At 58.4% G+C, this 19,479-nt stretch carries 24 protein-coding genes; 15 read left to right on the top strand and 9 right to left on the bottom strand.

Annotated elements, in window-relative coordinates; all coding sequences use genetic code 11:
- Positions 1–377 precede the first annotated feature (377 nt).
- Genes GOV38_RS16170 through GOV38_RS16160 form a run of 3 tightly spaced genes read left to right on the top strand, consistent with a single transcriptional unit; the run spans position 378 to position 1,459 of the window.
- Positions 378–707 carry a helix-turn-helix transcriptional regulator gene (locus GOV38_RS16170; protein WP_171101479.1) on the top strand — a complete coding sequence of 110 codons (330 nt, stop codon included), beginning with the start codon at positions 378–380 and terminating at the stop codon, positions 705–707.
- Positions 695–1,123 carry an SRPBCC domain-containing protein gene (locus tag GOV38_RS16165; protein WP_171209139.1) on the top strand — a complete coding sequence of 143 codons (429 nt, stop codon included), beginning with the start codon at positions 695–697 and terminating at the stop codon, positions 1,121–1,123. The genes GOV38_RS16170 and GOV38_RS16165 overlap by 13 nt, the downstream gene beginning before the upstream one ends.
- Positions 1,124–1,144: 21 nt before the next feature.
- The gene (locus GOV38_RS16160) at positions 1,145–1,459 is read left to right on the top strand and encodes a YciI family protein (protein ID WP_171209138.1); all 315 of its coding nucleotides are present in this window, start codon (positions 1,145–1,147) and stop codon (positions 1,457–1,459) included.
- On the opposite strand, the gene GOV38_RS16155 is transcribed toward GOV38_RS16160, so the two are convergent.
- Positions 1,456–2,460, bottom strand: a complete 1,005-nt coding sequence (locus GOV38_RS16155) for an asparaginase (RefSeq protein WP_171209137.1) — start codon at positions 2,458–2,460, stop codon at positions 1,456–1,458. The two genes, GOV38_RS16160 and GOV38_RS16155, sit on opposite strands and share 4 nt — an antisense overlap.
- Before the next feature lie 178 nt (positions 2,461–2,638).
- On the opposite strand from GOV38_RS16155, the gene GOV38_RS16150 reads away from it, so the two are divergent.
- The 5 genes from GOV38_RS16150 (at position 2,639) to GOV38_RS16130 (ending at position 6,078) form a co-directional block, all read left to right on the top strand.
- The gene (locus GOV38_RS16150) at positions 2,639–3,172 is read left to right on the top strand and encodes an invasion associated locus B family protein (protein WP_171101471.1); all 534 of its coding nucleotides are present in this window, start codon (positions 2,639–2,641) and stop codon (positions 3,170–3,172) included.
- Positions 3,173–3,313: 141 nt separating this feature from the next.
- Positions 3,314–3,481: a hypothetical protein gene (locus GOV38_RS16145; protein ID WP_171209136.1), complete on the top strand. Its 168-nt coding sequence runs from the start codon at positions 3,314–3,316 to the stop codon at positions 3,479–3,481.
- 109 nt (positions 3,482–3,590) lie between these two features.
- A complete protein-coding gene (locus GOV38_RS16140) occupies positions 3,591–3,968 on the top strand; it encodes a lysozyme inhibitor LprI family protein (RefSeq protein ID WP_171209135.1) in 378 nt (125 codons plus the stop codon).
- A gap of 79 nt (positions 3,969–4,047) precedes the next feature.
- On the top strand, positions 4,048–5,232 hold the full coding sequence (rlmN, locus tag GOV38_RS16135) for a 23S rRNA (adenine(2503)-C(2))-methyltransferase RlmN (protein WP_171209134.1): 1,185 nt from the start codon (positions 4,048–4,050) through the stop codon (positions 5,230–5,232).
- A 222-nt stretch (positions 5,233–5,454) separates the two neighbouring features.
- Positions 5,455–6,078: a cytochrome P460 family protein gene (locus GOV38_RS16130; protein WP_171101703.1), complete on the top strand. Its 624-nt coding sequence runs from the start codon at positions 5,455–5,457 to the stop codon at positions 6,076–6,078.
- Between the two features lie 32 nt (positions 6,079–6,110).
- Here the strand turns inward: GOV38_RS16130 and GOV38_RS16125 are convergent, their stop codons facing one another.
- On the bottom strand, positions 6,111–6,449 hold the full coding sequence (locus GOV38_RS16125; protein ID WP_171101464.1) for a hypothetical protein: 339 nt from the start codon (positions 6,447–6,449) through the stop codon (positions 6,111–6,113).
- A complete protein-coding gene (locus GOV38_RS16120) occupies positions 6,446–7,366 on the bottom strand; it encodes a DnaJ C-terminal domain-containing protein (RefSeq protein ID WP_171209133.1) in 921 nt (306 codons plus the stop codon). The genes GOV38_RS16125 and GOV38_RS16120 overlap by 4 nt, the downstream gene beginning before the upstream one ends.
- A gap of 160 nt (positions 7,367–7,526) precedes the next feature.
- Between GOV38_RS16120 and GOV38_RS16115 the strand changes: the two genes are divergently transcribed.
- On the top strand, positions 7,527–7,916 hold the full coding sequence (locus tag GOV38_RS16115; protein ID WP_171209132.1) for a hypothetical protein: 390 nt from the start codon (positions 7,527–7,529) through the stop codon (positions 7,914–7,916).
- On the opposite strand, the gene GOV38_RS16110 is transcribed toward GOV38_RS16115, so the two are convergent.
- The gene (locus tag GOV38_RS16110; RefSeq protein WP_171209131.1) at positions 7,911–9,008 is read right to left on the bottom strand and encodes a cystathionine gamma-lyase; all 1,098 of its coding nucleotides are present in this window, start codon (positions 9,006–9,008) and stop codon (positions 7,911–7,913) included. The genes GOV38_RS16115 and GOV38_RS16110 overlap by 6 nt on opposite strands.
- A gap of 3 nt (positions 9,009–9,011) precedes the next feature.
- Positions 9,012–9,854, bottom strand: a complete 843-nt coding sequence (locus GOV38_RS16105; RefSeq protein ID WP_171101455.1) for a TIGR00730 family Rossman fold protein — start codon at positions 9,852–9,854, stop codon at positions 9,012–9,014.
- Positions 9,855–9,933: 79 nt separating this feature from the next.
- Between GOV38_RS16105 and GOV38_RS16100 the strand changes: the two genes are divergently transcribed.
- A complete protein-coding gene (locus tag GOV38_RS16100) occupies positions 9,934–10,845 on the top strand; it encodes a threonine/serine dehydratase (protein ID WP_171209130.1) in 912 nt (303 codons plus the stop codon).
- A gap of 97 nt (positions 10,846–10,942) precedes the next feature.
- Entirely contained in the window at positions 10,943–11,770 is an 828-nt protein-coding gene (gene dapD, locus GOV38_RS16095; protein ID WP_171209129.1) for a 2,3,4,5-tetrahydropyridine-2,6-dicarboxylate N-succinyltransferase, read from the top strand.
- 106 nt (positions 11,771–11,876) lie between these two features.
- On the opposite strand, the gene GOV38_RS16090 is transcribed toward dapD, so the two are convergent.
- On the bottom strand, positions 11,877–12,413 hold the full coding sequence (locus GOV38_RS16090) for a hypothetical protein (RefSeq protein WP_171209128.1): 537 nt from the start codon (positions 12,411–12,413) through the stop codon (positions 11,877–11,879).
- 347 nt (positions 12,414–12,760) lie between these two features.
- Between GOV38_RS16090 and GOV38_RS16085 the strand changes: the two genes are divergently transcribed.
- On the top strand, positions 12,761–13,105 hold the full coding sequence (locus tag GOV38_RS16085; RefSeq protein WP_171101448.1) for a hypothetical protein: 345 nt from the start codon (positions 12,761–12,763) through the stop codon (positions 13,103–13,105).
- Here the strand turns inward: GOV38_RS16085 and GOV38_RS16080 are convergent.
- Positions 13,102–14,160, bottom strand: a complete 1,059-nt coding sequence (locus GOV38_RS16080; protein WP_171209127.1) for a transporter substrate-binding domain-containing protein — start codon at positions 14,158–14,160, stop codon at positions 13,102–13,104. The two genes, GOV38_RS16085 and GOV38_RS16080, sit on opposite strands and share 4 nt — an antisense overlap.
- A 208-nt stretch (positions 14,161–14,368) precedes the next feature.
- On the opposite strand from GOV38_RS16080, the gene dapE reads away from it, so the two are divergent.
- From dapE to rnr, 3 genes are read left to right on the top strand one after another with little or no spacing between them, the layout of a single operon-like run.
- Positions 14,369–15,508, top strand: coding sequence for a succinyl-diaminopimelate desuccinylase (dapE, locus tag GOV38_RS16075; RefSeq protein WP_171209126.1), 1,140 nt, complete (start codon positions 14,369–14,371; stop codon positions 15,506–15,508).
- A 3-nt stretch (positions 15,509–15,511) separates the two neighbouring features.
- Positions 15,512–16,087, top strand: coding sequence for a TIGR04282 family arsenosugar biosynthesis glycosyltransferase (locus GOV38_RS16070; protein ID WP_171209125.1), 576 nt, complete (start codon positions 15,512–15,514; stop codon positions 16,085–16,087).
- 47 nt (positions 16,088–16,134) lie between these two features.
- Entirely contained in the window at positions 16,135–18,393 is a 2,259-nt protein-coding gene (rnr, locus tag GOV38_RS16065; protein WP_171209124.1) for a ribonuclease R, read from the top strand.
- Here rnr and GOV38_RS16060 read toward each other — a convergent pair.
- Complete coding sequence (locus tag GOV38_RS16060) at positions 18,384–18,770, bottom strand: DUF1801 domain-containing protein (protein ID WP_171209123.1); 387 nt, start codon at positions 18,768–18,770, stop codon at positions 18,384–18,386. The genes rnr and GOV38_RS16060 overlap by 10 nt on opposite strands.
- Positions 18,767–19,462 (bottom strand): glutathione S-transferase family protein, encoded by a 696-nt coding sequence (locus tag GOV38_RS16055; RefSeq protein WP_254430568.1) that lies wholly within the window; start codon positions 19,460–19,462, stop codon positions 18,767–18,769. The genes GOV38_RS16060 and GOV38_RS16055 overlap by 4 nt, the downstream gene beginning before the upstream one ends.
- Positions 19,463–19,479 lie beyond the last annotated feature (17 nt).

Below are 19,479 nucleotides of genomic sequence, written 5' to 3'. Positions count from 1 at the left end.
GAGACGAAGCAGCGGTGCTTCCGGTTGATGCTGTCGATGCTGGCGGTGCCGCAACCGCACTTGCAGGTTGGACAGTTGATGTTGTTGGATTGACGACTTCGGTCTGCGACCAGGGAGAAGCACAGCCCGCAAGCGCAACAGCGCTGAGAACGATTAAGGAAGTAGATGTAATCCGCAACTTAAGTCTCCTCGTTAATGCGTCAAACAACCAGCGTATTATGTCTGTTCAGTTTGACCTTTGTACCTTGAATGCGTCGACTTTAGCGTGAAATGGCCGTGTGTATGTGACTTTTCTCACATTTGGCCTGTGATTGTGACACGCGCACCCAGCTTTCTTTCAGCTTTCGTTAATTTAACAAATGTGTTAAATAAGAATCATGACCAGTCTTGTACCCTCCTTTGCCGCCTTGGCCGACGAAACCCGTTTGTCGATTGTTGAACAACTTATGGACCATGGCGAACTGCCTGCCGGTGATCTTGTCAGAGGCAAAGGGATGTCGGGGGCCGCCATCTCACGACATCTAAAGGTGCTGCGACAGGCGGGCTTGGTGCAGCAACGGGTGCAAGGAACGCGGCGCATCTATTCGATCCAACCTGAAGGGCTGCGCGCCATTGCAGACTGGACCATTTCGAAACGGCAATTCTGGGAAACAAGCCTGGATCGTTTGGGCGATCTTTTGGAGCAGGAGACATCATGGCCGATTTAAAACTGGAACGGGATTTCCCGGTCAGCCCCGAAACCCTTTTTGCCTGGGTGACGGATGGGGCCAAACTGCTGCGGTGGTGGGGTCCCGAAGGTATGCATGTTCCCGAACATGATCTGGATTTCGCACGGTTGGGGCCGTGGTATTCTGTCATGCAAAACAGCGAAGGCCAGAGATACAAGGTTTCGGGCCAAGTGACTCATATAGACCCGCCCAACTCGGTCGGGTTCACCTGGGCCTGGCATGACGATCAGGATCAACGAGGTCCGGAAAGCCATGTGACCTTCTCGGTCCAAGCCACCAATGAGGGTGCGCGGCTGGTTCTGGATCACCGTGAACTGGCCGATGCCGACGCAGTAGCCAACCACACCAAAGGCTGGACATCTTCGCTGCGCAAGCTCGAAGCGCAGTGCCAATAGATTTCATCAGGGAGGAGCGATATGCCCCAATATTTATTTGTCTACCACGGCGGCGCGGCGCCACAGAGCCAAGCCGAGATCGATGCCACCATGGCCGCATGGGGCGCTTGGTTCCAGGGCATGGGCGACGCGGTCAAAATCCCGGGTAACCCGGTCGGGCAGTCCTATACTGTCAGTTCGAACGGCGTCGAAGACAATGGCGGGGCTAACCCGGCATCCGGTTTCAGCGTGGTCATGGCCAGCTCGATCGACGACGCCAATGACATGGCGAAAGGCTGCCCCATGGTTGTTAATGGATCAGGCTCGGTTGAGGTGGCCGAGATCCACGAGTTCTAGGCCGGGTTGGGAAAGCCCGGCGCGGGCCGGATGATCCCGCTTTCCAGGCCGCGGCGGCTGAATTGAGTGGCATTCATGAATTTTCTCGTGGCCGGGTGATCGGCCTCGAGCACACCAAGGCTCACCAATATTGCGGCAATGGCACATTCGCTGGCGCGGGTGGTGCCATCGGTGATCTTCAGCGCCACGCCCATCCGCTTTTCCGGGATGATGGCTACAAACACAGCCTCTGCCCCGGTCTTGATAGCGGCACGCCCGTCCATGGCGCGCATCAACTCGGTGCAGGCTCGGGTCTCACCGGCCACAAGCTCGGGGTGTTTCACCATGGCCGCGGTCAATTGCTGTGCCGCATCGCTTGCCCGGTCCGAGCGATCAGCGGCCGATGCAAACCAGGCCATCGACCGTGCCAGTCCCAGAACCGAGGTGGCGAAATTGGGGGCCGAACAGCCGTCAATCCCGTAGCCTGGGCTTGTCTCGCCTGTGGTCTCTTCGACAGCGGACAGGCAGGCCTGTTGAACCGGGTGGTCGATCTCAAGGTATTCCGGCCCGGCCCCCATATGCTGAGCGAGCGTCAGAAACCCGCAGTGTTTGCCCGAGCAATTGTTGTGGATCTGGCAGGGCGTATCATCCGCCAGGATCAGCCGGTCGCGGGCGGCCTTGTCGGCAGGCTCTTGCGGACCGCAGCGCAAATCCGTTTCGCCCATCCCCAAATGGTCGAGCCATGATGTCACGCGGTCGGTGTGTATCGCCGCGCCGTTATGCGACGCACAGGCCAAGGCCAGGTGTTCCGAATTCAATCCATATTTCGACGCCGCCCCAGAGGTGATCAGCGGAAGTGCCTGGATCATCTTTGCCGATGACCGGGGAAAGATCACCGCATTTGGATCGCCCCAGCTTTGTACGATCTGTCCGGTGTCACCGCAGATCACGGCGTGGCCGAGATGATAGCTTTCAAGCAATGGTCCGCGCCAAAGCTCGGTCATGGGTACTGGCTGCGTCATCTGGCCTCTCATTATTTGCGCAAAAATCTGCCAACCGCCCTTTCGCCTGTGGCGAAACCTGCGTTAGTGTGTGTATGTCGGCAATCATCGGAATGCGCAATGATCATAGACGAACCGGCAGGGTTCGCAGCCGTTCACGATGGGATTGAGGTATAGGTCGAGCTAGGAGGCTGGACACATGGGATTGAAACGCGCCCGCGTCATTGCAGGCTTGTTGATGGCAGGCTTGGCGACAACGGCCAATGCACAGCAGACAGACAGCACCAACCGCGTTGCGGTAAACACGGATTGGAGCGTTTTTGTCGAAGATGACCCGACCGAATGCTGGAGCGTGGCGACCCCCGACGAAACCGTAAACACACGCGGTGGTCGCGTCGTTTCGGTCCGTCGCAGCGATATTCTGTTGTTTGTCGTTTTCCGCCCCAGTGAAAACGTGAACGGGCAGGTGTCATTTACCGGCGGTTACCCTTTTGCCTCGGGCTCGACAGTCAATGTCAGCATTGACGGTGAGCAGTTTGAGTTCATCACTGAAGGCGAATGGGCCTGGCCGGCAACTGAAGGGCAGGAACCCAATGTGATCGCGGCGATGAAACGCGGTACCGAAGCTGTCCTGACTGCCCGGTCCGAGCGCGGCACACAGACTAAAGACACGTTTTCCCTGCTGGGGTTCACGGCTGCTTTGGAAGATGCCGAAAAGCGCTGTGCCAACTGATCGAGCATAGCCAGGGCCGCAAACGGTTGCGGTCCTAATTTCGTACTTAGTTTCCAGATATTCAGGAAACTTGATCCGTATCAAGGCGACCTGGTCGAATTTCTGAACTTAGTAGTTCAGAAAAGAATAGGAGCTGTGCTGATGATTGATAAAACCCTGATCGCTTTGATGTTTGCGTCTGCCTTCGTTCTGACCGCATGTGAAAAAGAAACGGACACCTATCCGGTGTCTGGTGAGCAATGCGGCCCGGAAGATCCGGTGAAACAGCTGGATGCGGATGACTGCTTTATCCCGCCAGCTGGGATCTAACGACACCCGTCGGGCAACCCAGTCGCAGTGGTTCGAGATCAGATTCCGCGTTAGAGTTCCAAAGTCAGGCGCCTTAGAGCGCCTGGCTTTGGGAGTCGGAGGTTTAAACATGCGCTTTTTTCTGGCCGCTTTATTGGTTCCGTTCGCGGCATCGGCTGATCCAACGCTTGAATGCTCAGATGCAAGCTCTCAGGTCGAAATAGGAGTTTGCGTCCGCGAGATGGAGCTTGCTGTGAACGACGCGGTTGAGGCCGCCCTTGGGATTGCGCAATCTTCGGCTCAGGAATTGGACGAGGTGACCGGGCGAGAGGTTGCATTGCCTGCATTGGTGGCGTCGCAGGCCGCCTGGAACGCTTATCGTGACGCCCAATGCGAAGCGGTGGGTGCGTCGTTCGGAGGTGGGTCTGGCACCGGAATCGGGATCACTGCGTGCCGGGTAGAACTTGGCCGCACCCGTGTGGACGAATTGCTGCAGTTTGCGAACTGAGCCGCACGATTCCTTTTGATCTTTCGGCGCGGTCCTATATAGAGGCGCATCCCAAGCCAGAATCCACCGAGATACGCCAATGTCGCCCAAAGCGCCGATCACTCAAGATGTCATGACCATCCCCCGCAAACTGCCTGAGGGGAAGATCAACCTTGTTGGCTTGACCCGCGATCAACTGCGCAGGGCGCTGATCGAACATGGCACGCCCGAAAAGCAGGCCAAGATGCGCACAGGCCAGATTTGGCAGTGGATTTACCAATGGGGCGTGCGCGACTTTGCTGAGATGACCAATCTGGCGAAAGCATACCGCGCGCAATTGGCCGAGAGCTTTGTGATCGAAATCCCCGAAGTGGTCACGCGTCAGGTGTCTGAGGATGGCACCCGCAAATACCTCTGCCGCATTGCGGGCGGGCATGAGGTCGAGGTGGTCTATATCCCCGAAGAAGATCGCGGAACGCTGTGCATCTCGTCTCAGGTGGGTTGCACGCTGACCTGTTCCTTCTGCCACACCGGCACGCAGAAACTGGTGCGCAACCTGACCGCAGCCGAGATCGTGGGTCAGGTGATGATGGCCCGCGACGATCTGGACGAATGGCCGACCCCTGGCGCGCCCAAAGACGAAACGCGCCTGCTGTCCAACATCGTGCTGATGGGCATGGGCGAGCCGCTTTACAACTTCGAAAACGTCCGCGACGCGATGAAAATCGCGATGGACCCCGAGGGGATTTCCCTGTCACGCCGTCGGATCACCCTGTCGACCTCGGGCGTGGTGCCCGAGATTGCGCGCACGGCTGAAGAAATCGGCTGCCTGCTTGCGATCTCGTTTCACGCCACCACGGACGAAACCCGCGATGTGTTGGTGCCGATCAACAAGCGCTGGAATATTGAAGAGCTGTTGCAAGCACTGGCCAGCTATCCCAAAGCCTCCAATTCCGAGCGCATCACCTTTGAATATGTGATGCTGGACGGGGTGAATGACAGCGACGAAGATGCGCACCGCCTGATCGATCATATCAAGCGCCACAAGATCCCGGCCAAGATCAACCTGATCCCCTTCAACGAATGGCCCGGTGCGCCGTACAAGCGCAGCTCGAACAACCGTATCCGCGCTTTCGCCAACATTATCTACCAGGCGGGATACGCCTCACCCATCCGCAAGACGCGGGGCGAGGATATCATGGCGGCCTGCGGTCAGTTGAAATCGGCCACCGAACGCGCCCGCAAGTCGCGCAAGCAGATCGAATCCGAGGCGGGATTGGGCTGACTCAGCAGCCCGAACATTGAATTCGATTGTTTTAATGTGAATCAGGTTTTTTCGCGCGGTCTGTTTTGTTAACCTTCTTACATTCAAGAAACAGGGTGTTCACCAATGTGCACAACCCGGTGAGGCACATGGACGAGGTCATGGAAAGATCTCATTCCATACCTAACCTTGATGCGAGCAGATCTGAAAACAGGCGAACCGATTGTTCGGATGGGCCCAGACATGATTGCAGATTATTCAAAACCCTTGACCGTCGCTGGTGTGCTTGGCGCGCTGGTTATTGGAATTTCCATTGCCGATGCGCAGACGTCTGAACAAGACGCGCATTTGACACTTGAGAATCCGGCAGATTTGACCAAGGACGAGGCGAACGCGCATTACCGGTCGATGTCGCGCAGATTGTCCCGGGGTTATGCAGCCTCGCAGATGGATCTGATCCGCAATTACCAAAGCTGGCCGCTGTTCAATGACGCACCCTATATTTCGGCCACCCATGGTCAGCGCTATGTGAACAGCTATGCCAACCGTGTCGCCGAGAACTACGGCACCATGCAGGATGGTGACGTTTTGCCGGTTGGGTCGGTCCTGGCCAAGGACAGCCTGACCGTGACGGATGAAGGCAATGTTCACCCCGGCGCGCTTTTTGTGATGGAGAAACTGCCCGCAGGCACAAACCCGGATACGGCGGACTGGCGCTATATCATGGTAATGCCCGATGGGTCGCTCTTTGGGGACACGATGGGCAATCGGGCATCTGCGGTGGCCTATTGCCATGATTGCCACGAAGCGGTCGCCGAACGGGACTATACCTTTTACGTGCCCGAAGAGTACCAGGTTGGAAACTGACCTCTAGGGACGATCCGATTCCGTCAGCGTGGTCACCCGCGCCGAAAGCGCGCCGTTTCGATAACTTCAACCAATTGTTTGCGCACCGGTTCCGGTTGCGCCTCGACCGCATTCAATACCTCGCGCAGCTCGGCGCGCAATCCATGCATTTGATCGATCAGGGACATCATCATCGATAGGGCATCGGCCTCCATGTCATATTGCTCGTGCAATTCGCAGGCCAGTTCCAGCCGGGCAACATCGATGCGTTGATAGACCAGCCCTTGATCGGATTGCGCGGGGATCACAATCTCGGCGGCCAGATACTCGCTGAGACGGTCCGAGGTCAGACGTGTGACGGTTTCGATCAGTTCCTTCTCGGTCAGGGTCATGAGGGCATTCCTTTCCGTGGATCATAGCGATGCGTCTCGCGCCAGTTCTCCATGAACTGCTTCAACTCGTCATCGATCTTTTCGGGCATGGCGACGGTCAGTTCAATCAACTGATCCCCACGATCAGATATGCCGCGTTTCTTGACCCCTTTGCCGCGCAACCGCAGGGTTTTGCCGCTGCTGGTGCCCGCCGGGATGCTGACATTCACGCCGCCGTCAATAGTTGGGGCCTGGACCTTACCGCCAAGAATCGCTTCATCAATGGTGATCGGCAATGTGATGTGGATGTCGTCCCCTTGTCGATCAAACACAGCGTGTTTTGCGACCGACACAGTGACCAGAGCATCCCCCGCAGGGCCGTTGCCATAACCCGGAGCGCCCTTGCCGCGCAGGCGGATGGTCTGCCCGTCTGTGATCCCGGCGGGGATTTTCACTTCGATCCGGTCGCCATCTGGCAAGGTCAGCTTTTGGCTAGCACCAAACACAGCGTCCAGAAAACTGATCTGCAGCGAATAGTTCAGGTTGTGCCCGGGCGCATGGAACTCTTGGTGGCCCTGGCCACCAAACCCGCCGCGCCCGCGCATGAACTCGGCGAAGATGTCGGACATATCGTCTGGGTCGGCCTGACGCCCGCGATAGGGATTTCCGGCGGCTTCGGCATAGTCGCGGTAATACTGTTGCTGAGCCCGTTCCTGTCCAGAGGCGTCAATCTCGCCGTTGTCATACCGTGCGCGGGTTTCAGGGTCCTTCAACAGGTCATAGGCAGCGGCAGCGGCCTTGAACTTTGCCTCGGCTTCGGCATCGCCGGGTTTGAGGTCTGGATGACAGTCTTTGGCGATACGCCGATAGGCTTTCTTGATCTCGGCAGCGCTTGCGTCTTTTGCAACGCCGAGAACGGAATAGGGATCGTCGCTCATCTCACCTCTCGTCTATGTGGGTGGGGCTGATCTTGATGAAGGTGTTTTATCATGTGATTTCAACAGGTCAAAATGGCAGAGACACCGAATTGCCTCGCAAATTGGAATTGCCCTGCTAATATCTGCATATTTCGAATTGTCTACTGACGGAGATCGCCCCATGTCGCGCAGAATTAAATCCGCATTGGCCCTTTTGGCCGGGAACACCATCGGGTTGTTGCTCGCTTCGCTGCTGCTGGCAGGCTTTGCGATCAAGCCGATATCTTTCATCGTTGTGGTGCTTGTCTTCACCGTGGTTCAGGTCGTGGCCGAGCCGTTGATCCTGAAGCTGGGTGAAAAGAAAGCGCCCGCGCTGAAAGGCGGGATCGCTTTGATCGTGACATTTGTCGGGCTGCTGGTGACCGATCTGATTACGGCGGGGCTGACTGTTGGTGGCGTTTCCAACCTGTTGGCCGCGACCCTGCTGGTCTGGCTGGGGGCGCTGATCGCCAGCATCGTGCTGCCGATCTATCTGTTCCCAGAACTGCGCGAAGCTAAGAAAAAGTCATAAAGCGTTCAGGCTGGCCTCGATCGCTTGCCACAGTTCTTCGACGGGCTCACACCCAACCGAAAGACGAATGAAGGCTGGATCCACATCGTCGCCCCAGCGCGCACGGCGTTCGGCGGAACTGTGGACGCCTCCGAAGGATGTGGCCGGGCGCAGCAGGGGGCAGGAGTTGATGAACCTCTCGGCCTGGTCCTCGCTGTTCAGCGTCAGTGACAGAAGAAACCCGAACCGTTGTGTTTGTCGTTGTGCCAGCGCAAAGGACGGATCATCCGGCAGGCCGGGATAGCGGAGCTGTTTGACCGCCGGATGCGCGGCCAGCCGTTCCGCCAGAACCTGGGCCGAGTTGCACATACGGTCGAAGCGAACATCCAGCGTTTCCAGTCCGCGATGCAGCAGCCATGCCTCATGCGGGCCGGGGATCGCACCCGAGACGCGCCGCCATTCCTCGACCCGCTGCATGATCTGGTCATTGCGGCTGGCGACGTGCCCCATCAACAGGTCGGAATGCCCACCCATCGCCTTGGTGTCTGACGACACGACGATGTCGATCCCCAGATCCAGAGGGCGCTGGCCCAGCGGGGTCAGCGTGGTGTTGTCTGCGATGGTCATACCGCCAGCGGCGCGGACCTGTTCGGCAACGGCACTCAGATCGATCATGTCCAATCCGGGATTCGACGGGCTTTCGACAAAGACCACGTCGAATCCGTCAAATCCACCAACTGCAAAAGCGGTGGTCGGGCGGGTTTCGACCACAACCCCCAGGCCTGAGAGGAACCGATCCGCCAACAGGCGGGTGACATAGTACCCGTCGGACGGGATCAGCAGGCGCGACCCGGCCCGGACGGTGGCAAACAGCGCGGCCGAAATGGCGCCCATACCAGAGGGGAATGTCAGGCACGGTGCATCCTCGAGATGCGATAGGACATGTTCCAGATGCTCCCAGGTCGGGTTATCGACCCGGCCATAACTGGCCTGCCCCTCGGGTAACCCGGGTAGGTGATACATGCTGCTTTGGGTCAGAGGCAGCGCGACGGGCTCGCCCTTGTTCAGCGCATTGCCGCGCAGGTGCAGCATCTCTCCGGTCTTGGGGGCCATGGCTTAACGTCCCGGTATTGCGTCGCGAGGCGGGGCGGGCTCCCAATTCTCGATGATGTCGACCGCTTGTTGCGCGGTGTCGACAAAGCGGAACAGGTCCAGATCCTCGTCCGAGATTGTGCCGGCATCTGCCAGCGCGGCCCAGTTGATCACCTTCTCCCAGAACGCGCGGCCAAACAGCAGAAAGGGCACGCGTTCCATCCGGCCGGTCTGGATCAGGGTCAGGGATTCAAAAAGCTCATCCAGCGTACCAAACCCGCCGGGGAAGATGGTGATGGCACGGGCGCGCATCAGGAAATGCATCTTGCGAATGGCGAAATAATGGAAGTTGAAGCTCAGCTCGGGCGTCACATAAAGGTTTGGCGCCTGTTCATGCGGCAGCACGATATTCAACCCGATGGAAGAGCCTCCTGCATCCAGCGCGCCGCGGTTTCCGGCCTCCATCACACCGGGGCCACCCCCGGTGACGATGACGTTTTCGCGTCCACCGGTTTCATTCGATTTCTCTGTCATCAAACGGGCGAACTCACGCGCCTCGTCGTAATACTCAGACAGAGCCGCCAACGTTTCTGTCCGCGCCGTGTGCTTTTGCGACGGTTCGGGAATGCGCGCCCCGCCAAACATCACGATGGTCGAGCTGATTTCACGCTCCGTCATGATCATTTCGGGCTTGAGCAGTTCCAGTTGCAGGCGCACCGGACGCAGCTCGTCGCGGCACAGGAACTCATCATCGGCAAAGGCAAGGCGATAGGCGGGTGAGCGCGTCTGCGGCGTGTCCGGCACCTCGCTCGCGGTCGAACGGTCGGTTTGCGCGTCGCGGAACGGGCTGTGACGGTCTTCTTTCATAGGTAGTCGATCCCTGCTTGCGTGTTCACAAAACAGCTATAGGGTTCGCGGGCAGAGTGCCAGTCACGGAAAGACAAGAATGGATTGGAAAACCGAAATATTGAAGGCGCGTGAACGAATTGCGGGCTATGCACAGGTCACGCCAGTGATGGAGAGCCACCTGTTGGGTTATCCCATAGCGCTCAAGTTGGAGCAAATGCAGCATACAGGCAGCTTCAAGGCGCGGGGTGCTTTCAACACCTTGCTCAGTTCGGATGTGCCGCAGGCGGGCGTTGTGGCTGCGTCAGGTGGAAACCATGGGGCTGCGGCGGCCTATGCCGCGAAAACGCTTGGCTATCCGGCCAAGATCTTTGTCCCGGAACTTGCAGGCCCATCCAAGATTGCGCTGATCAAGCAAACCGGTGCCGATCTTAGCGTTGTGCCCGGGGAATACGCCAACGCGCTGACAGCGGCCCAGGCTCATGAGGCCGAAACAGGGGCCATGCAGATCCACGCCTATGATGCACCAGCAACCGTGGCCGGGCAGGGCACCTGTTTTGCCGAATGGGACGCGCAGGATCTGCAAGCTGACACGGTTCTGATCGCCGTGGGCGGCGGCGGGCTGATCGCAGGGGCTTTGGCCTGGTGGCAAGGTGCGCGCAAGGTTGTCGCGGTCGAGCCGGAAACATCCTGCGCGCTGCATAAGGCCTTGCAGTCGGGTGCGCCGGTGGATGTCTCGGTCTCGGGCATCGCGGCCAATGCGCTGGGTGCAAGGCGGATCGGGTCGATCTGTTTTGAGTTGGCGCAAGGCATGACCTCTGTTTTGGTGTCAGATGATGCGATTGCCGAGGCGCAAAAGCTGCTATGGCAGGCACATCGCATTCTGGTGGAGCCAGCGGGGGCCGCCTCTTTGGCAGCCCTTTTGTCAGGTGCGTATCAGCCACAACCGGGCGAGCGTGTGGCCGTGTTGGTCTGCGGTGGCAACATCTCACCGGATCCGTTGGCTGCGTGAGCCGCGCGATCAGCCGAACTCTGCGTCGCATTGCAGCCGCTTCGCCGCATGCTTATACGCACACCCAACGTGAACAGATTCTGCAAGGAGCCCGCATATGTCGAATGCGCAACTGGAAGCCGCCATCGAAGCCGCCTGGGAGGCGCGCGACACCATCACGCCCGCAACCACGGGCGAGCAGCGCGAAGCCATCGAAGATACGCTGAATGCGCTGGACAGCGGCTCGCTGCGGGTGGCTGAAAAGCTGGACAGCGGTGATTGGCACGTAAACCAATGGGCCAAGAAGGCGGTACTGCTGGGCTTTCGCATTAAGGATATGGAAATTCAGACGGGTGGTCCACAGGACAGCGGCTGGTGGGACAAGGTCGACAGCAAGTTCTCTGGTTGGGGTGAAAACCAGTGGCGCGCTGCCGGGTTCCGCGCCGTGCCGAACTGCGTTGTGCGCAAATCGGCCTACATCGCGCCGGGCGTCGTGCTGATGCCATCCTTCGTCAATCTGGGCGCCTACGTGGATGAAGGTACAATGGTCGATACCTGGGCCACCGTTGGCTCCTGCGCGCAGATCGGCAAAAACGTGCACCTGTCAGGCGGCGTTGGTATCGGCGGTGTGCTGGAGCCGATGCAAGCTGGGCCTACCATCATTGAAGACAACTGCTTTATCGGCGCTCGTTCCGAGGTGGTCGAGGGCTGCATCGTCCGCGAAGGCTCGGTTCTGGGCATGGGCGTGTTCATCGGCAAATCCACAAAGATCGTGGATCGCGAAACCGGTGAAGTCATGTATGGCGAGGTTCCGCCCTATTCGGTTGTGGTTGCGGGCTCGATGCCTTCCAAGAACAACGTCAACCTGTACTGCGCCGTCATCGTGAAGCGGGTGGATGAGCAGACGCGTTCAAAAACCGAGATCAACGAATTGCTGCGCGACTGAGCCAGCTATCTGACTCAGAAAGGCCGGTGCGTTCTTGCACCGGCCTTTCTTTCTTGCATTCACAAAACAGTAAGTACCTCACTGTTTTCTCAGGAAAGCGTTTGAATTAGCGGTCCTCGCCCGGGCGTTCTACTTCTTCTTTTTCTTCCTCGTATTCTTCATATTCTTCCTCGGACTCTTCGCTTTCTTCTTCGCTTTCTGACTCTTCCTCAGACTCAGGCGCTTCTTCTCTTACTTCTTCTGCGCGCTCCTCTTCACGCTCTTCTGAGCGTTCTTCCTCACGCTCCTCCTCGCGCTCTTCCTTTGGAGCTTCCTCACGTTCTTCCTTCGGAGCTTCATCACGCTCTTCTTTTGGAGCTTCTTCGCGTTCTTCTTCGTATTCTTTTTCGACTTCTTCTTCGCGTTCTTCTTCACGCTCTTCTGCGTACTCTTTTTCTACCTCTTCTTCGCGCTCTTCCTCACGCTCTTCTTCCCGAGCTTCTTCGCGTGCTTCTTCCCTGCGCTCGCTCTGCTCACGCTCTTCGCTGTCACCTTCAGCATAGGCAGCTGTTGCCGAGAAAAGTGACAAAGCACCAACGGCTGGCGTCAATGAAAGAGCGATCAGGCTTGCGGTGGTTGTCAGCAATTTAGAGAGAGTAGTCATCTTAAGGTCCCTTCAGAAAAAAGTTTTATTTAATAGTAAGATTGAGCGTAATTTTCAGTCGGTCAGATGAAGTAACTGCACCGCGCATTCGCTGTGATATGAGCTATTTGTTGCACAACAAGGTTGGCCTGATCGGCGAAAAACCGCCGTTTTCAACCCCGCGGATTCTCTGCCTCAAAATAGACAATTTCTTGGAGAGAGCCAAATTGTTTCCCGAGTCGAGTCGATTCTAAGAGGTGGCTGATCTCTCTTAACCACTCCGACAATATACAATTTGGGAACGCGCAAAGATCCTGACACCCAAAGAAAAGTTGACCGCCCAGATCAGCGAACGTAAGGCAAGCGATATGGAAAAGAAAAAGAAGCCTTCGCGCCAGCAGGTGTACACTTTGTTGGTTCAGATCGGTCGCAAGGACGGTGACGGTTTGCCCGATCACGCGACGGGTGCCGCGTTGATCTGTTACGCCAGCGGTGTGGACGAGGCCGAAGCGGTACGTGAAACCGTGGCGATCCTAAAGCAAGCCGATACAGCGCCACTGGACGTTACGGGCTATGGCACTTTGGCAGAACGTGAAGCTCAGGGGCACGAGATCGAACCTGATGAGCGCGCTTTGATGCAGCGCGCGTTGGACGAGAATGCCGTTATTGTCGCGCAGATGACACCGTTCTTCGACGACCAGCCGCAAGCCTAGTTCCGGCTACCGAACCATTTTCTATAGATGTCGTCGTAGGTGCCGTCTTCTCGCAGGGCCAATAGTGCCTGGTTGACCTCTTCGACCAAGGGCGAGCCGGTTGGGAAGGCGATCCCATAGTTTTCGCGCAGGAACACGCCGCCTGTGGTGGTGGCAATGCGTCGACCTTCATGGGCGGCATAAAAGGACAGGATTGGCGCATCAAAAATCACCGCGTCCAGGTCCTTGGCCTCGAAAGCTGCGATCAGTTCAGTCAAACCTTCGTAACCGGTGAACTCGATCTCGCGGCGGTTCAGAAAGCTCGCGGCGGTCGACCCATTGATGGTGCCTACTTGCTTGCCATAGAGGTCGTTGACCGAGTTCACACTTCCGCTGATAGCCTCGACCGTCATGACCGAGGTGATGCGCGCGGTAAACACGGACACGATGAACAAGGACGATACCACAAGCACGACACCCAACATCCGCCCAAACGCCGTGCGCGGCATGCGCTCTTCAAATCCGCCATTCACAACCAGGTTGAGCGCCCACCAGAACGAAGGAAACCAGGCTTCGTTCAGCTTGCGATCAAAATAGGGCTGAGCACGCCGTTCAAAGCCCCACATGAGCATCCCGCCACCCAACAGAATGGCAAAGGCCAAGCCAATCGCGATAAAGAGTTCGACCGATAGCAAAGCCTGCAGCAGTGACGGGCTGCGAGCGGCTTCGGACGGGATCATGATTTGCAGCCCGGATTCAAAGATCGGCTGGCTGAAATCCATCTGTGTTTCGCGCGTGGCTGTAATCGAAATATTTGCAATCGCCAGATCGGCAGTGCCGTTCTGAACGGTTTCCAACATATCACCGAACCCTTCGACCCGGTTGATCTCGTAGTCCCAGCTCAACGACTCGGCCAAAGCAGCCAGCAGGTCCATCGAAAAACCAACTTGGGCCCCGTCTTCCACATAGGAAAACGGAGGTCGGGTCACTGTGGTAACCGTAAGTGTCTGGGCCTGGCTTTGCTCGGCGAGAAGCATGAACGTCAGGCTGACCAAAGCGAAAAAGAGTCGTTTCATCGTAGGCTTATCTGTTTGGCGGCGCTGTAGCGCAATTTGGCGGGGTACGGCAAGGACATCGCCGCGTAAGTTAATGCGTTTTCTAATGTATCCACTAATGCGCGAATATGCGTCTTACACGTAAATTCCCCTGTTGGGCTTGGCATTCCGTACAATTCATTGAATCTGTGCGTGAACTCGAAGCTGATTCACGAATACGAGGCGTTTGATGACTGATCCCGTCCGGTTGACCGCAGAGCTGGTCCGTTGCCCTTCCGTCACACCTGAGGAAGGCGGTGCGCTGGTCCTGCTGGAAGAGCAACTGACGGATGCGGGTTTTGAATGCACCCGCGTCGATCGAGGCGGCATCGCAAACCTGTTTGCGCGCTGGGGTGAACAGGGTCATGGGCAGACCTTCGGCTTTAACGGTCACACGGACGTGGTGCCCGTGGGAGACGCGGCCGCGTGGACAAAGCCTCCGTTTGGGGCCGAGATACATGATGGTATTCTCTATGGCCGCGGTGCGACCGATATGAAATCCGGTGTGGCAGCCTTTGCAGCGGCGGCGATTGATTTTGTGCAGGACACCCCGCCAGACGGGGCGGTCATTCTGGCCATAACTGGCGATGAAGAGGCTGACGCGCTGGATGGTACCACCGCACTGCTTGATTATATGGACCAGACCAATGAACGCATGAGTGTTTGTTTGGTGGGCGAGCCGACCTGCCCCAACCATATGGGTGAGATGATCAAGATCGGTCGCCGGGGATCAATGACTGCGTGGTTCACGATCACGGGCGTGCAGGGGCATTCGGCCTATCCGCATCGCGCTAAGAACCCCCTGCCCGCAATGGCGCGTCTGATGGATCGGCTGGCCAGTCATGAGCTGGATCAGGGCACCGATCATTTTGATGCTTCGACCCTTGCGGTTGTTACTATCGACGCAGGCAATCCGGCGACCAATGTGATCCCGGCGCAGTGCAGCGCGACGGTCAATATTCGGTTCAACGACACTCATACCGGTGCCAGCCTCAGCGAGTGGTTGCGGTCCGAGGCCGCGCGGGTGGCAGAAGAGTTCGACGTTGAGGCGGATGTCAGGATCAAAATCTCGGGCGAGAGCTTCTTGACCCCGCCCGGTGCGCTGTCGGATTTGGTGGCAAAAGCGGTCGAGGCCGAAACCGGCGTGACCCCCGAGCTTTCGACCACCGGTGGCACCTCGGACGCGCGGTTCATCAAGTCGCACTGTCCTGTGGTCGAGTTCGGCCTGGTCGGGCGCACCATGCACCAAGTGGATGAATGCGTTGAGGTTGCTCAGATCGAACAACTCAAAGCGATCTACATGCGTATTCTGGCGGATTATTTCGCCTAATCCATGCAGCGCACTCTTGTCATCATGGTCAAGGAACCGCGCCCGGGGCGGGTTAAAACGCGGTTGGGTCGCGATATCGGCATGGTCGGAGCCTCGTGGTGGTTTCGGCACCAGACCCGGACGCTGATCCGCCGGTTGCGTGACCCTCGTTGGCAGATCGTCTTGGCCGTGTCCCCGGATCGAGAGGGGTTGATCAGTCGCGTCTGGCCCGCTGAGTTGCCGCGCGCCGCGCAAGGGCGGGGCGATCTGGGGCAGAGGATGGGGCGTATGTTGCGTGCGATGCCAAAAGGGCCGGTTTGCCTGATTGGTGCCGATATTCCGGGCATTACGCCAGGCCATATTGCGCGGGCGTTCAAGGCATTGGGGCAGGCGCAGTTGGTGTTTGGTCCAGCCCCGGACGGCGGCTATTGGTTGGTCGGCGCGCAACGCTATGCCGCTTTGCCGCGCGGTGTGTTTGATAATGTCCGGTGGTCAACCGAATATGCTTTGGCGGACACGTTGGCTTCGGTCCCCGGTTGCCGCGTCGCTTTGCTGGATCACTTGCGGGATGTCGACACGGTGGCCGATCTGAAAGCCTGACGGTTTTTGGTCATGACGCGGTCGCAAACGCATGATACGCCGGAGACATGAGTCGTATTCCCACGAAGCAGGAGGTCCTCGACTGGATCTCGGCGAACCCTACCCTGACCTCGAAACGCGATATCGCCAAGGCCTTTGGCATCAAGGGCGCGGATCGGATTGATCTCAAGCGTATCCTGAAAGAGCTCGAGGCCGAAGGCCATCTGGAAAAGCGCAAACGCAGCTATCGCGACCCTGATCGCCTGCCACCGGTCAGCGTGTTGCAGGTCAAGGCTCCGAACGCGGATGGCGACCTGTTTGCACGCCCGCTGGAATGGCATGGCGAAGGGGTTGAGCCCGTTGTTCTGATCATTGCACGCGCCAGTGATCCTGCGCTGGGCGAAGGCGACCGGATTCTGGCACGGCTGACCGTGGTGCATGAGGAAGACCATAATTACGAGGCCCGGCTGATCCGTCGTATCGGGACCAACCCGCGCAAGATCGTCGGCATCTTTCGCAAAGGGGCCGAGGGCGGGCGGATTGTGCCCATCGACAAAGCCGGATCAACCGAGTGGCTGGTGCCTGAGGGCGCTGTGCTGGGTGCGAAGGACGGCGAATTGGTCGAGGCCGAACAGGCCGGCCCAAAGAATCGCATGGGATTGCCCCGCGCCCGCATTGTCGAACGGTTAGGAGATCCGGCAGCCCCCAAGGCTGTGTCGCTTATTGCGATCCATCAGCACGGTATCCCCGATGATTTCCCCGACAAGGTGATTGCCGAGGCAGACGCCGCCAAGCCTGCTGGCCTGAAGGGGCGCGAAGATCTGCGCGACATGCCGCTGCTGACCATTGACCCATCAGATGCGCGCGATCACGATGACGCTTGTTATGCTCATGCCGATGACGACCCGAAAAACCCCGGCGGGCACGTGATCTGGGTCGCTATTGCTGACGTTGCCGCCTATGTCACCCCTGGAACCGCGCTGGATCGTGAGGCGCGCAAGCGTGGCAATTCCAGCTATTTCCCCGACCGGGTAGTGCCGATGCTGCCGGACCGGCTGTCTGGCGATCTGTGTTCCCTGCACGAAGGTGTCCCGCGCGCCTGTATCGCGGTGCGGATGCAGATCGACGCGGATGGCAACAAGATCGGTCACAGGTTTGTGCGCGGTCTGATGCGCTCGGTTGCGTCGTTGAATTATGCCGAGGTGCAAGAGGCGATTGACGGCTCCCCCAATGACCGCACCGGGCCGTTGCTGGAAACGGTGTTGAAGCCGCTTTATGCCGCTTATGCGGCGTTGAAAAAGGCGCGGGCAGAGCGGCAGCCCTTGGAACTGGACCTGCCGGAACGCAAGATCGTGTTGAGCGAAACGGGCGAAGTGACCAGCGTGGCATTCCGCGACCGGCTGGATGCGCATAAGCTGATCGAAGAGTTCATGATCCTCGCCAATGTCGCCGCAGCCGAGACTCTGATCGCCAAGCGCCGCCCTTTACTGTTCCGCGTGCATGAAGAACCCGCGCCTGAAAAGCTGGAAAGTTTACGGGAAACGGCGCAAGCGGCAGGGTTGAACCTGGCCAAAGGGCAGGTGCTGCAAACCCGCCACCTGAACGCGCTGCTGAACGCCGCTGCCGGAACCGAAGATGCCGAGCTGATCAACCTGACCACGCTGCGGTCCATGGCGCAGGCCTATTACAACCCCGAGAATTTTGGCCATTTCGGCTTGGCTCTACGCAACTATGCGCATTTTACCTCGCCGATCCGACGGTATGCTGACCTGATCGTGCACCGCTCACTGATCTCGGCCCATGGCTGGGGCAAGGATGGGCTGACCGAGGATGAAATCACACGGCTGGACGAAACGGCAACCCATATCTCGGACACGGAACGCCGCTCGATGATGGCCGAGCGCGATACAACGGATCGCTATCTGGCGGCCTATCTCAGCGAGCGGGTGGGCAACGAATTTTCGGGCCGGATCAGCGGCATCGCCCGGTTCGGGGCCTTTGTGAAGATGGACGAAACCGGAGCGGACGGACTGGTGCCTGTGCGGTCGCTGGGGCGGGAATTCTTTCACTTTGATCGTGAGGCGGGGACCTTGATGGGTGCTGATACCGGGCTGATCATCGCCATTGGTCAGCGTGTGACCGTGCGCCTGACCGAAGCCACACCCGTGACCGGCGGGCTGGAACTGGAGCTGTTGTCCATCGATGACAAGGCCCTGCCACGCGGTCGCAGCCCTGCCGGGCGGTCTACGCGTCGCAAGGCGGTCAGCACAAAGCGCAAGAAAGACAAGATCAAACGCAAGGTCGAACGCAAACGCCGTCAGAGATGATAGGTGAGCGCACGTGCAATCAACCAGCCGTGACGGGTCGGGTCGATTTGCGCGGGATCGTCGAACAACACAGCCCGGTTGCCATCGATCCGGTCATCGCCGGGAAAGGCTGTAGTGAAATCCCCCATCAACCGACTCTGACAATGCACGAACAGGGCGAATGATGCGGATTTGTGGCTGCCCAGCCGGATCGTAGATCCTTTGGGCGCAAGATAGGCGGGCTGACCCCAACGCAGAGCCTCTTGCAGGGGTTGCGCAGTGGGCAGGGACGCGGCTGTCTCGAAAACAAGCGCGCGCAGGGCCATGGCACCCGCGCGCGTGTCTTCGGGCAGCGCTTCAAAGGCATTTGCCACTTTGGGGTCGTCAAAGGGCGTCATAGCGGTATCGCCTGCTCCATCCGGTCCACATAACTGTTCAACAGGTTATCCTGTTTGATCCGTCGCGTCAGCGGCGTGTCTGCGGGTGTGGCGCGCATTGCAGCCAGCATTGGGCCAACACTCATGTCGGCGGCGGTCGGTGTGGCGCCCATCAGGTAAGGCGATTGCCACAGATAGGCAGAAATCGCCTCGAGATCATGTTCCAAGCGGTCTTGCCTTTCGGCCTGGGAAAACCGCCCGATCCCTTGCGCCCGTGTGCCTTTCAGAACCGATCTGCGGATCGCATTCGAAACAGGCCTGCGGATCAGAGAGGGAATCTCGGTGAAAAAGGTCTCACGCAGGATCGGCCACACCTCATCATTGCCCCAGCGATCCAGAACGATGTGGAAATACAGATGTTCTTCTGCAAGCCGTATCAACCCGCGCGATTGGGCTTTCTGCACGTCGGTGAGCCCCGCATCGAAATCCACACCTCGAGCCTCAAGCCAGTCACGGATCGAGTCGCTGTCGGGCACCAGGCGTTCAGGTGTGCGCAGCACCGGGAGTTTCTGATGCGGCATCTGGCGGGGATCCAGCATGTCAAAGCGTCGCCAATGCTGGCCTGCAAACTGCAGCATCAGCGCGGTCTTTACGCAGAACGGGCTGGCACTGTACTGGCCAAAGGCGGACGGGAAGGTAAGTAGGGTCAACATCGTCCGCTCCATCTTGA

It is taken from the genome of Ruegeria sp. HKCCA5839 (assembly GCF_013035585.1).
Lineage (GTDB): Bacteria > Pseudomonadota > Alphaproteobacteria > Rhodobacterales > Rhodobacteraceae > Ruegeria.
Note: the sequence above shows the minus strand (reverse complement) of the source record. Positions and strands in the feature narration are given on the sequence as shown.